Below are 13,270 nucleotides of genomic sequence, written 5' to 3' on the forward strand. Positions count from 1 at the left end.
TACTCCCGTCCGGTTGGGTACGTTCGCCGCGGTGGCTCACCGCGCGTTCGGGCGCATTCGGAACTTCAACCCCTATTTTCCGTCCTTCAACCCCTTGAATGGCGTCTGTCCCGGATTTTCTTTGTTAGTTTGGGTAGCTTGGCCTTCCTCTACGCTGACGAATGAAAAAAGCCGCCGTCTTCTTCTTTTGCCTCTTGGGTAGTCTGTCCGGCGTTCGGGCTCAAACCGATTCGCTCGATCTACTGCATTTTTACGAGATGTCGATTGAAGAACTCGACTCCATTCGAGCTTCGCAGCACCTTTCGACCGAGATGGAGGCGTACCTGAACACCCTGATTTCGGTCGCTTCGCAAAAATCGTTTTCTGCCCGCAACACCCCCGGCGTGGTCACACTCATCACCCGGGAAGAAATCCAGAATTCCGGCGCACGCGACCTGATCGACGTGTTGCAACTGGTGCCGGGGTTTCACATTGCGTTCGACCGCGACGGGCGCGTCGGCATCGGCATCCGGGGCAACTGGGCCAACGAAGGCAAAGTGCTGATGCGCATCGACGGGCAGGAAATCAACGATATCTATACGGCTGGCATTCTGCTGGGCAACCACTACCCTGTCGACCAGATCGAGCGGATCGAAATTCAGCGCGGACCGGGCTCGGCCATTTACGGCGGGTTTGCCGAATTCGGCGTCATCGACATCGTCACGCGCAATGCCGACACCTTCCGGGGCGTGGCGGCAAGCGTCAACGTCGGGGCCATGGCCCGGAGCCTGGGCCGCGCGACGCTCAACCTCTACGCCGGCCAGCAGTGGAAGAAATGGAAAGTCAACTGGTCGTTTTTCGGAGGGGATGGCAACCGGAGCGATCAGCCCCACTTTTCGTTCTACACCGACGAAGCCATTGCACAGACCGGCACGCTGGGCGGCTACCATGCCCTGGCGGGGCAGTCGCACCTGCAGCCCAGCTTCAGCAACTTGTCGATCCAGCGCGGCGGCTTCAGCTTCCGCAACATCTCTGACTTTTACCAGTACGACGACGTCTCGTTCACCGATTCGGCGGGTGCTCCCGAGGCGCGCGTGGGCGTGCGTACGTCGTACACCGAATTCAAGTACGTTTATCGCCCTACCACCCAGCTTTCCATCACGCCCCGGCTCAACTTCATCGGGCAGTTTCCGGTGTCAGATCCGCCGAATGACAACGATGACAAAAATGCCATTTACCGGCTGCGCGCCAATGTCACTACGCAATACGATTTTACGCACCGCATCAACCTGATCGGCGGCGTCGATTTCTTTGCCGATTACGCCGACGCCACGTACCAGGCAGTATATCAGATCGGTGACGACGATCAGCACTACACCAACCTGGCGCTGTTCGGGCAGACCATCTACCGGCTGCCCATCCTGAATTTCCTGATCGGCGCCCGTTTCGAGCGCAACTCTGCTTTCGGCACCAACTTTGTACCGCGCGTGGCCATGACACGCACTTTCGACCGATTTCACTTCAAGCTGATGGCCAGCGATGCCTTTCGGGCACCGACCATCGGGAACGTGGCGCAGGCGTACGACGGCACTTACGACTGGGTCGTCAATCCCGACAATCCGCAGGATACCCTCGGCATCACCAACCTGGGCCTCAAGCCCCTGAAGGCCGAAGAGACCCTGGTGGTGGAAGGGGAGTTCGGCTATCAGGTTAACCCGAAGGTATACGCCACCGCCAACGTCTTCACCGTCCACACCCGCAACCCGATTGTGTTCAATACGATTTCGGACGAAGACATCCGCCGCGTCTTCGACGTGACGACGGGCTACGATGCGTATCAGAATTACGACCGCTCGGGCACCTCGGGCCTGGAGTTGGAAGTCCGCACGAAAGACGACTGGGGGTACGTCAACCTGAACTATTCGTTTTATACGGCCTTCGGCAAAAAGACCATCGATGCCTACCGCGTCGGGGAGTTCGACCTGGACCCGCAGTTACGCGATTCGCGCAGCAGCTCCCTGTTGCTGGGCTTTCCGGCTCACAAACTCAACCTGAATGCGCTTTATTACCTCACGCCCGACCTTTCGCTCAACCTGACCGGCACGCTGCTGGGCCGCCGCTACACGTACTTGCCGGTGCTGGCCGATCCGGACGACCCGATGTCGCTGACGGGGCAACTGGAGCAGCTCCCGTCCACCATGCTGGTTAACTTTTACGTCCGTTACCAACACCTGTTCACCCAGGGGCTGACGCTCGGCGCGGGAGTTTACAATGCGTTCGACGGCGATAACCAGTTTCTGCAACCCTACTTCGGGCTGCAACCCGCCCTGCCCGGCCCCTCCCGCGAGTGGGTCGTTAAACTTTCGTACGACTTCGCCTTTCGCCCCCGGAAAAACGCCCGCATCCGCAACTAAACCCCGTTCCGTTGAGCTTCTGTCGCCGGTCATATCAGTTCCGATGGAAAAAGCGCCTCGGCGTGGTGGCCTTGCTGTGGCTGCTGCGCAGCGGCATGGGCTGGGCGCAGGGCAGCGACTACCGGGCGCAGTCGCTCTTTATCTACAACTTTTCGAAGTACATCACCTGGCCCGACTCGGCCCAGACCGGCGACTTTGTGATCGGCATTTACGGCAATTCTCCCATTCTGCGCGAGCTGGAAGTGATGGCGGCCCTCAAAAAAGCGGGCAACGGACGCGACATTGTGGTGCGGCCCGTCGACCGGCTGGAGCAACTCCAGGACTTGCACCTCCTTTACCTGACTGCCGCCAAGAGTCGCGAACTGCGCGACGTGCTGACCACCGTCGGCACGCACCCCATTCTGATTCTGGCCGAACGCGGCGGCATGGCCCAGAAAGGAGCCGATCTGAATTTCATTGTGATGGAAAACGCCACGCTGAAGTTTGAGGTCAACACCCAGGCACTCAAAAATCATCACCTCGAAATCGCGCCGGAACTGCTCCGCATTGGCTTTGTGGTGAATTAGTTACAGGCTGATCCGCTTAGCGCCAGGTGCTTGAGTTGCGTGCCGCTCTTTAAAAAAGTTATAGCGCTATTCCTCCCCTTGCACGACGCATACCGGATCGTGATAAATGGGAAAGTTGCAGGAATTGGCGATGAAACACATCTTGTGCGCTTTGGCATGGGTGGTCTGGGCGCGTTTCACCATGTCGGGGTGCGTCACGACCACACGCGGCCGCAGAATCACCTCCTCGAAGCGCCCGCTACCGTCTTTCTCTTCCCGCAGCGAGCCCGTCGCTTCGTCCGTGTAGTCGACCACCACCACGCCGGCTACCGCACACAGGTGCAGGAACCAGAGCATATGGCACGACGACAGAGAAGCGACCAGCAATTCTTCAGGGTTATGGCGCGTCGGATCGCCCCGGAAGGCAGGATCGGACGACAACAAGAGGTCGGGTTTGGCTTCGACCGAAACGGTGTGGTCGCGTCGGTAAGTGCGGTAGTCGGACGTGCCGGTGCCCGGGTTGCCCGTCCAGCGGGTCGCAATGCGGTACTCGTGTTTCTTCATAGCCCGAAAATACGCACGCCGCGAACCCGTTCCCGTTCCTTTTCCATAAAAATATCGCACGGGTAGAAACGAACCTCGGTTGAAAACAGTAGTAAGAAAAGAATGAGTATAGGGCCCCCAGACGTCCCCTCTACCCAAGTAGCCCCGGAATCTCCCTAGAATCGCCGCATTCGTTTGTTCGAAAAGGGAAACGGGCTAATTTTAACCCTCCAAAAAAACATTCGAACCCTTTTAAGCATGGCGCAAATAGTAAAAATGCCGAAGATGAGCGACACGATGGAAGAAGGCGTGATCGCAGCCTGGCATAAGAAAATAGGTGATAAGGTAGAGGCCGGTGATCTGATGGCGGAAGTGGAGACCGACAAGGCCACCATGGACTACGAATCTTACGACGAAGGCACCCTCCTGTACATCGGTGCGGAAGAAGGCGAATCGATTCCCGTCGACGGGGTGCTGGCCATCCTGGGAGAAGAGGGCGAAGACATCAGCGGACTGCTGAAAGACGTAGAAAGCGGCGGTGCCGGCAACGGTGCCGAACCGGCGGAAAGCAACGCGGAAGCGCCGAAAGAAGAGGCCCCCAAAGCCGAGAAAAAAGCGGCGAAGAAAAAGGTGGACGTTTCCAGCATTCCGGCCAAAATCGTACGCATGCCGAAGATGAGCGACACGATGGAGGAAGGCGTGATCGCAGCCTGGCATAAGAAAATAGGTGATAAGGTAGAGGCCGGTGATCTGATGGCGGAAGTGGAGACCGACAAGGCCACCATGGACTACGAATCTTACGACGAAGGCACCCTCCTGTACATCGGCGCCAAAGAGGGCGAATCAGTAGCGGTCAACGGCGTGCTGGCCATTGTAGGCGATGAAGGGGCCGACTACCAGGCGCTGCTCGATGCCGAAGGCAGCGAAGGCGACGAGGAAGTTGTTGAAGAAACCGAAGCCGAAGGCGATACCCAACCCAAAGCGGCTACGGACGCTACGTCGGCTTCGCCCGAGCCCGCTGCGCAGGCCGCCACGAGCGTAAACGGTGCCGAAAACGGCCGCGTGAAAATCTCGCCGCTGGCCCGCAAAATGGCGGAAGACAAAGGGTTCGACATTGCCAAAATTGAAGGTTCGGGCGAAGGCGGACGCATCGTGAAGCGCGACGTGGAAAACTTCAAACCGTCGGCGGCCCCCGCCCCGGCCAAAGCGGCAGAAGCGGCACCTCAGGAAAAAGCGGCTGCCGCACCGGCACCGGTCATTCCGCAGGCCGTGGGCGAAGAGCGTTTCGAGGAGGTGAAAATCTCGCAAATGCGCAAAACCATCGCCCGTCGTTTGTCGGAGAGCCTCTTTACGGCACCGCACTTTTACCTGACCATGGAGATCAACATGGATCAGGCGTGGGAAGCCCGCAAGCGCATCAACGAGTTTGCCGCTCCGGGCAAAATCTCGTTCAACGACATGGTGATCAAAGCCGTGGGTGTAGCGCTGCGCCGCCATCCGAAAGTCAACTCGGCGTGGCTCGACGACAAGATCCGTTACAACCAGCACGTGCACGTCGGCATGGCCGTGGCGGTCGACGAGGGTCTGCTGGTGCCCGTCATCCGGTTTGCCGACACGCTCTCGCTGTCGCAGATCTCGGCGCTGGCGAAAGACCTGGGCGGCAAAGCCCGGAGCAAGAAGCTCCAGCCGAACGAAATGGAAGGCAGCACCTTTACCATCTCGAACCTGGGCATGTACGGCATCGACGAGTTTACGGCCATCATCAACCCGCCGAACTCGTGCATTCTGGCCGTAGGGGGCATTAAAGAAACCGTTATCGTAGAAAACGGCGAGATGCGCCCGGGACGGGTCATGAAGGTGACGCTGTCGTGCGACCACCGCACGGTCGACGGTGCCGTCGGTTCCGAGTTCCTTCTGACGTTGAAAAACCTGCTGGAAGATCCGGTCCGTATTCTGCTGTAGTACGCTCCGTACGTTCACACACAAAAAAGCGTCTCGACCTCCTGGGTAGGTCGAGACGCTTTTGCTTATTAGCTCAAACGGCCGGCAGATGGCCCCCTCACTGACGAACGGAACTCGCTACCGACCGGCAGGGCGCACGTCAGGTGGACGTTGCCCGATGCCTCCTGAATCCGGGTTCCCAGATCAACCGCACAAAAGAGCTGACGCGCTCCTGAGACCGGTTCACGGGTATGCCGGCCACAATGCCCACCAGAAGATGGTCTGCCACCCCAAGGCGCATCTGCGGCCGCAGGGTCATGTCGAAATGCCCACGGTCCAGCGTTTTGTTGAACTCGACTCCGAGGAAGTTCCGCGTCCCGGTAATCATGTAGTGCACACTGGTATTGATATCGTAGCTGACGTGCACGTCGCGGGTCTGAAAGTGCTGTTCGATCAGCGGGCCCGTGTACAGCAACGAATGGAAGTTTTGCCCCCAGCGTTTCGCTACGATCAGAAACGGATTGTAACGGTTGGCCCGGACCAGCGGCGCGCCGAACTTCCTGAAGTCCGATAGTTCGAACGCGTTGATGTAGCCAATGGCCATCGAAGTGGCCCGGGGCTCGTCGACCAGAAAAGACCATTGCGCCGCGACCTTCAGGCTATTCAGCCGATGGGCAGGAATGGAATCCTGCGGCGTACCGTTCAGTGGGGAATAGAACGTAAAGGGCAGCTCCACTTCCAACCCCAGCCGGTCTACGGGGGCCCACTCGTACTCGATCAGCGCTTCGTACGAATCGAATCGCAGGTTGTCGGTCAGGCCCAGGCCGATGTTCCACTCCTTCTCTCCTTTGCGCGCGCCCAGGTCACGGATCAGGTCGATGTACAGCGGCTCGGCGTGCAGCACTTTGTCGGGGCTGCGGCTGTCTTCTACCTCCTGAATGTAGAGACTATCGCGCTGGTTGTTCGTGGTTTGCGCATACGTGTAGGACGATGCCAACAGCGCGGTCAGCATCAAAACTGATTTGACGTTCATGATTTGTTTTTACGAATGATTACTAAAAAGCCCTCCCGAGGCGTCGGGTGACGTCGGGGGTGAAAACAGGCAGCAAAAACAAATCAGCTTTTCGGGGGCGGCGTGGTCCGTTGGGGATGCCCCGGGGTCAGAAAATCGTTGTACGTGGGATACGGCCGTCGGCGTGACGGTTCGGCGGCGCCCAGGCACCACTCGCTCCGGTAGAGCACCGCAGGGTCTAGCGTGTCCGTACTTTTCTTTTGGTAGTCTTCCGTGTCGTGGTCGTCGTATTCGGCAATCGCATCCTCGAAGCCCAGGACCTGCTCAAGAATCAGTTCCACCAAGCTTTCCTGGTCGTTGATGGACAGATCTTCGGGCAGGTAGGCGGGCGTTGTGTCAGGCGCATCGACACTGAGGTTGAGCAGGTACACACCCATCAGTCCCCAGACCACCCGAATCCACGTACTTTTTTGCAAACGACGAAGCACGCCGCAAAACTAACGCTGTTTTGCTTTTCTGCACGCGTGCCCGTGCGCCGTAGTGAGGTTTTGTTCACCCTTCTGCGGCAAACCAACCATAAAAAAGCCTCCAGGCACACGACCTGAAGGCTTTCGAAAGGTAGTTGTAGTTAGACAATCGTCAAACGTCTATTCACCCGTACCGGCGTGCCCGTATCCCTGGGTGATGTTGCCGTTCGAGTTGGAAAGCGTGATGAACGACAGCGCGGCCATGTAGCGGGGCGGCACGCCCTGATCGTAATAGGCATCCGGGTAGCCCTTGAACATATCGTTCGTATAGTGCTGCTCGTTGTTGACGATGTTGATGCCCCAGGGCTGCTTCTCGTAGCCAGCCGCTTCCAGGGCCGCGGCTTCGATTCCGTCGGGGTCGATGTAACGGTACAGCCCCTGAATGGCCATGTTGCGTTCTCCGGAGCTTGGGATAAAGCCTTCGGACGTCCACTTGTCGCTGTTGCCGCGCCAGCCGGGGTACAACACCGGGTACAGCGGATCGCTCGGATCGATGTCGGCAGGGGCCTGCGTGGTCAGCATGTAGTCCAGTCCGTAATCAGCCATGTTCACCATTTTGGTCCAGATGTAGTTAGAAATGGTTACGCCCGTTTCCGGAAAGGTGTAATATCCCTGCGTCTTCAGCCCTTGCACCATGGCTTCCTGTTCGTCGCGCATTTCGACAATGCGTTCGGGCATTTTGCCGGTGATGATCATGTCCCAGCGCAGGTGCCCTTCGCCGGCCAGCTCGAGCTTGCGCTCCTGCATGATGGCGTCGGCCAGTTCCTCGCCCGAGAAGGAATTGATGTAATCGGTCACCATCTCGGCCTGGTCTTCGTCGCGGAAGGCACGGCTCCGCACTTTGGCAAATTCCATCTTGGCATTGGCATCGTCGCCGACCATTGCGTACGCGTAGGCCAGTTTCAGAATGACGTCGGCCATGCGCAATTGCACCCAGTTGACCCCGGACTGGCGCTGACGCGCGATGTAGGGATTTTCCATCCGGCTTTCGTCCAGCTTGTTGTTGGCCAGCCCGCCACGTTCGCGGCTGCCCGGCTCAAAGCTGATCAGCTTTTCCGACGCGTTGCCTGAGTTGGCCGTGACGGCCGCCGTCACGTCGCGCCGCATGTCTTTCGGGCTGAACTCCCCGTAGTAGAACGACGCCACGATGCGGCTCTGCCCGTACGATTTGTTGGGATACGAGTTGGACCCACCTCCGCCGGACGGCCGCCCGAACGCATAGGGAAACTCCGAGTTAGAGATGGCCCGGGTCACGCCCACTTCGTAGATCGACTCAGGGCTCACCTCCAGGTCCATCAGGTGCTGGAAATGACGCTGGAACGGGTTGTTGAACCCCTCGCCCCGCTCGTCGGTAGTGATGAGGCGGGCGGCACCGCTGTCGACCACCTTCCGGAAAAACTCAATGGCCACCTGCATGTACTCCTGGTAGTCGGAGCGGCGGGCGTAGATGGCGTTCCACTGCTCGGTCCCCTTTTGTTGCAGCGAGACACTGCCGTAGTCGAAGTCGGTCCGAAACAGCTGATAGCCCCCGGACGAAAGCGCCATCCGCCCAATCATGGCCTGCGCAAACGTGCGGGTAAACCGCTCGGCATTCATCCCCCCCTCGCCGATGTGGTACATCAGCGGTTCGACTTCTCTCAGTTTGGCTATTTCCGCATCGTAAATGTCGAAGCGGGAGTCCAGCCCCTTTTCGGCGGTCTGGTCGATGGTCCGGATCGGCACGTCGAAGTACGGCACGTCGCCCCAGTAGCGAATCAGGTAGAAGTACATGGTTGCCCGGAACGTGGCTGCCTCGCCGTAGAGCTGCGTCCAATCGCTCGGAGCGCCCTGCGCCAGCGCCGCCTGGTACGCTTCTTTGCCTTCGATGGCTTCCATCATCAGGTTCACCCGGTTGATGATCGTGTAGAACGCCGACCAGGCATCTACCCAAGTGCCCCAGTTGATGTTGAACTCAGTGGCAAAAAGCCCTTCGGGAATGTGACGATCCTGCGCCGAGTAGGTCTCCGGATGGGTTTCAGCATCGGAACCCGGAATCTGCGTGGCGTAAAACATGGGACCGTCGGCGCTGTGCCAGATGTCATAGCAACCGACCAGCACCTTGTAGGCCTCGGACGTGGACGAGAAAACGAACGATTCTTCTGCCACGGAGGGGTTCTGTACGTCCAGAAAATCTTCCTGACAGGACGTGATGGTCAGCATCAGGACCAAACACGTGTAGAGTATTTTTTTCATGAGTGGATGCAGGTGTTTGATTAAAACTGAAGGTTGAGACCGAGTGTATACGAACGAGGCCGCGGGTACGCGCCGTAGTCCAGTCCCGGCGTGGGATAGAAGTCACTCGCCGAGTTGTTCGTGCTCACTTCCGGGTCCAGGCCGCTGTACCCCGTAAGGGTAAGGGCGTTGAAGATGGAGCCGTAGATGCGGAACTTCGTGATCTTGACCTTCTCCAGAAAAGCCGCCGGCAGGCTGTAGCCCACGGTAAACGTGTTGAGCCGCAGGAACGACCCGTCCTCGATCCCAAACGTCGAGGTGATGGTGCTTTCGCTGTAGGGCAGGAACGTGCTGGCGTTTGCATTAAGGGCCGCGAGCGCCGCGGGATCGGTCACCGGAGCCATTTGCCCGGACTCGTTCACGTCGAAAATGCGGTAGTGCCCGGCCAGCTCGGCCAGTCGGTTGCGGTACAGCCCGTCTTCCTTGCTTCCCTGGTAGGCCTGGATGTGCGTGGCGTTGTAAATGTCGTTACCGTAGCTCCAGTTGAAATCCAGTGCAAAGTCGAAGTTTTTGTAGTTCCCGCCGACGTAGAACCCACCGGTGTGTTTGGGGTTCATGTTCCCGATGATGGTGATGTCGTTTTCGTCGACAACGCCGTCGGGCACGCCTTCCGGTCCGCTGATGTCCTTGAACTTCGGCACGCCGGGGTAGGCCGTCTGCCCGCCGGGCTTGTTGCTGAGGGTGCCGTAGATGTTGGTGATCACGCCCGGCGCGATGTCCACCACGCCTTCTTTGGTGGTGTAGATGCCGTCGGCATAGTTGAAGTCGTCGGTGGTGTACCAGCCGTCGTAAACCCAGCCGCGCACCAGCCCGACGGGTTGTCCCACTTCCAGAATGTAGTCGCCGGAGCGCGGGTAGGTGTTGATGCCCGCCCAGCCCGACGAGTAGAGGCCCGTTACGCCGTCGATCAGCTCTTCGATCTTACCGCGGTTCACGCTGACGTTCACCCCGGCCCGCAGGGAAAAGTTGCCCCGCCGCACGAGGTCGCCGTTGACACTGACTTCCACACCTCGGTTGCTGGTCGCGCCGATGTTGTCGAACGTATACTCAAACCCGCTCATCGGCGATACCGGGGTGACCAACAGCAGGTCGTTCACCGTGTTTTTGTAGACGTCGATGGTCCCGTACACGCGGTTGTTGAGGAGCGTATAGTCCAACCCGAGGTTGCGCGTCACGGTGGTTTCCCACTTCAGGTTGGGGTTGGCAATGGCCTCCGAGTTGGGCACGTACGAAACCTGCCGGTTTTCGTTGATCGAGTAGCGGGTCAGGCCGCCCGATTTCCAGACCTGCGTCCACAACAGGGCGTTGATGCCGTCGTTGCCGACCGCGCCGTACGACACGCGCAGCTTCAGGTCGTCGACCCAGCTGGTGTTGGCCATGAACGCTTCGCGCGACAGACGCCAGGCAAACGAGGCCGCCGGGAAATAGCCCCACCGGTTGGAAGGCGCAAAGCGCGAGGAGCCATCGGCCCGGAACGTGGCGTTGAACAGGTACTTGTCCAGAATGGAATAGTTGGCCCGCCCGAAGAAGGACATCAGCCGGTTGGGAATGTCCTGGCTGGACCCAAACTCGCTGGTTACTACGCCTTCGTCGCGCAGGTACTGGTCCATGTTCGCAAAGGCGCGTTCTGAATCGAACGAGGCGGGGAAAAGCCGGCCCGACATGTAGGCATCGTGCCCCCCGGAGTTGAGCATTTCTGTGCCGACCAGGAAGTTCAGCCGCTGGTCGTTCCCCAGTCCATTCACCGAATAGTTCAGGGTGTTGACCCAACGCAGCTTCCACCCTTCCGACGTTTCGAGGCGCGCATCGCCCGCGTAGGTCTTGTTCCCCTCCGCATCGAGGTAGTTGTTGTAGATGGCCCCGGTCCACTGCCGGTTTCTTCCCCAGCTGACGCCGTAGTTGAAATCCGTTTTGGCCGTCAGCCCTTTGATGATGTCCCAGCTGAGCGACAGGTTGTTGACCAGGTTCCGCGAGTTGCGCAGGCGGTTGTAGTCGTTGATACGGTTCACGGGATTGAAGAAATCCTGCAATACGTTGTCGTAGAAGCCGATCTGCGAGTTTTGCAGGGGATTCAGCTCGCCCAGCACGTCCTGCGTGGCAATGGGCCGGAACCAGAACGAGGTGGAAAGCAGCGAACCTCCACCGCTCGAAGTACCTTCGTCGCCATTGCGCTGTTCGTTCGAAAAGCGGGTGTTCAGTGAGAAGTTGAACTTCTTGCCCAGCTTCTGGTCCAGCTTCACGTTGGCAAACAGACGCTTGTAGTACGAGTTCACCTTCATCCCATTGTCGTCCACGTAGTTGACCGACACCAGGTACTTCGTTTTGTCGGTGCCGTTCATCAGGCTCACCGTGTGGTTCTGGGAAAACGACGGCCCGTACACCTCTTTCGAAAAATTGGTCGACCCGATGTTGTTGTAATAGTCGAGGCCCCCGTTGCCGGTCGTGTTGTTGTAGTCGTCGGCGTAGCGCCCGATGCCCCACAGCATTTCCCACGCGTCGGCGTACCCGTCGCTGATGGCCGCCGCGTAGGCCCAGTTGTACTCGATGTAGTCGCGCGCGCTCATCGTCTCGAAATAGCGCGTCGGTGCGTTCACCTGCCCGTAACCGTCGTAGCTGATTTTCATCTGCCCCTCACGCCCGCTTTTGGTCGTGACGATGATCACCCCGTTGGCGCCGCGTGCGCCGTAGATGGCCGTAGAAGCGGCGTCTTTCAACACGTCGATGCTCTCGATCTGGCTCCCCGGAATGTCGCTGATGGACGTCACCGGAAACCCGTCGACGATGAACAGCGGCTGGTTGCTCTGCGAAATGGAGCCGCCGCCCCGCACCCGGATGGCCACATCGGCCCCGGGGCGTCCGTCCTGCGTGGTGATGTTGACGCCGGGCAGCTTTCCTTTCAGGGCCTGCGAAACATCGGCCACCGGCGCACGCTCGATCTCTTTCGACGAAACCGACGCAATCGAGCCGGTCAGTTCGCGGCGGGTCTGGGTGCCGTAGCCCACCACCACCACCTCTTCCAGGTTGGCGATGTCGGAGGCCAGCACCACGTCGATGGTAGCCTGGTTGTTGACGACGCGCTCTTCCGTCACGTAGCCGACCGCACTGAACACCAGGGTGGCGCCCGTCGGTACGGTGATGTCGTAGCGCCCGTCGATGTCGGTAACGGCTCCGCTCGCCGTTCCTTTGACGATGATGTTGACGCCGGGAATGCCCCCCGGTTCGTCGGAGCCGGTGACCCGGCCGGTCACGTTTACCTCCTGGGCGTAGAGTGCCGTCACGGCACCCAGTTGGAGCACACTCAACAGCAAAAACAATTTTGCGTGGTGCAGCAGCAATCTCTGTAGGGTTGTTTTCATGCGTTTGGGGGATTAGTAGGATGGGTTGTAGATATGCGTAAGAACAAAGCCGAGATAGTGGCCCAGGCCCCGAAGCGGTGGGAAGTCCTGGTGCCGGCACGTTCGGATGCACTGAAGGAAAGAGAATCGCGGCGTTCGACCTAACGCCGGAGGCAGGCACGTACGCAACCACGGAGCAATTCGCCAGGCCACTCCCGACCAAGCCAGTAGACCGCCAATAAGTTCTGGCTCAGTTCTTTGCGTACTTGTAAGGATAGAGCACCCACCCCCCGGTTTTTAACCTAGTTCCCCGAAAAAAATCGCAGATTATTTTTCGAACCCGCACCGTTCGGGCCGGCCACCGAGAAAAAACGTGCCCTGAGCACGCGGGATGCCGGCCTCGCTTCCTGCCGAGCAGTCGGGAGCGTCAGTGAGTTGTTGCTTTAGGGGCGAAGTGTGGAGAAAGCGCGGGCACTACCGGGAACCAAGGGATTGCTCCCTGGCGTCATGGGGAAAGCGACGGGCCGAAAAAAAGGGTGAGAGTGGCTTGGTATAGCAGTCATTTCAGGCGTTAGGGGACTTAATGGGATAGATTCCTGAGCTCTATGTATAGTGGACCCGAAAAATAGGACAGCAGTATAAGTGTAAACTTTTAACTTAAAGTCCTATGCAAAAGAGAAGATCATTTTCCTCTGAGTTTAAA

8 protein-coding genes are annotated in these 13,270 nt (G+C 58.7%); 3 read left to right on the forward strand and 5 right to left on the reverse strand.

The window, feature by feature from the left end; genetic code table 11:
* Nucleotides 1-161: 161 nt before the first annotated feature.
* Nucleotides 162-2,393 (forward strand): TonB-dependent receptor plug domain-containing protein, encoded by a 2,232-nt coding sequence (locus BLR44_RS13785; RefSeq protein WP_089682779.1) that lies wholly within the window; start codon nucleotides 162-164, stop codon nucleotides 2,391-2,393.
* Between the two features lie 11 nt (nucleotides 2,394-2,404).
* Nucleotides 2,405-2,959, forward strand: a complete 555-nt coding sequence (locus BLR44_RS13790) for a YfiR family protein (protein ID WP_143017283.1) — start codon at nucleotides 2,405-2,407, stop codon at nucleotides 2,957-2,959.
* 66 nt (nucleotides 2,960-3,025) lie between these two features.
* Here BLR44_RS13790 and BLR44_RS13795 read toward each other — a convergent pair whose 3' ends face one another.
* Nucleotides 3,026-3,502 (reverse strand): OsmC family protein, encoded by a 477-nt coding sequence (locus BLR44_RS13795; protein ID WP_089682783.1) that lies wholly within the window; start codon nucleotides 3,500-3,502, stop codon nucleotides 3,026-3,028.
* Nucleotides 3,503-3,739: 237 nt separating this feature from the next.
* On the opposite strand from BLR44_RS13795, the gene BLR44_RS13800 reads away from it, so the two are divergent.
* Nucleotides 3,740-5,443 (forward strand): pyruvate dehydrogenase complex dihydrolipoamide acetyltransferase, encoded by a 1,704-nt coding sequence (locus BLR44_RS13800; RefSeq protein WP_089682785.1) that lies wholly within the window; start codon nucleotides 3,740-3,742, stop codon nucleotides 5,441-5,443.
* Nucleotides 5,444-5,582: 139 nt separating this feature from the next.
* Here BLR44_RS13800 and BLR44_RS13805 read toward each other — a convergent pair whose 3' ends face one another.
* From BLR44_RS13805 to BLR44_RS13820, 4 genes are all read right to left on the reverse strand, one after another.
* Nucleotides 5,583-6,455, reverse strand: a complete 873-nt coding sequence (locus tag BLR44_RS13805; protein ID WP_089682787.1) for an HAEPLYID family protein — start codon at nucleotides 6,453-6,455, stop codon at nucleotides 5,583-5,585.
* 83 nt (nucleotides 6,456-6,538) lie between these two features.
* Nucleotides 6,539-6,910 (reverse strand): hypothetical protein, encoded by a 372-nt coding sequence (locus BLR44_RS13810; RefSeq protein WP_089682789.1) that lies wholly within the window; start codon nucleotides 6,908-6,910, stop codon nucleotides 6,539-6,541.
* 171 nt (nucleotides 6,911-7,081) lie between these two features.
* Nucleotides 7,082-9,193 carry a RagB/SusD family nutrient uptake outer membrane protein gene (locus tag BLR44_RS13815; protein WP_089682791.1) on the reverse strand — a complete coding sequence of 704 codons (2,112 nt, stop codon included), beginning with the start codon at nucleotides 9,191-9,193 and terminating at the stop codon, nucleotides 7,082-7,084.
* Nucleotides 9,194-9,213: 20 nt separating this feature from the next.
* Nucleotides 9,214-12,588 carry a SusC/RagA family TonB-linked outer membrane protein gene (locus BLR44_RS13820; protein WP_089682793.1) on the reverse strand — a complete coding sequence of 1,125 codons (3,375 nt, stop codon included), beginning with the start codon at nucleotides 12,586-12,588 and terminating at the stop codon, nucleotides 9,214-9,216.
* Nucleotides 12,589-13,270 lie beyond the last annotated feature (682 nt).

It is taken from the genome of Catalinimonas alkaloidigena (assembly GCF_900100765.1).
Classification (GTDB): Bacteria; Bacteroidota; Bacteroidia; order Cytophagales; family Flexibacteraceae; genus Mooreia; species Mooreia alkaloidigena.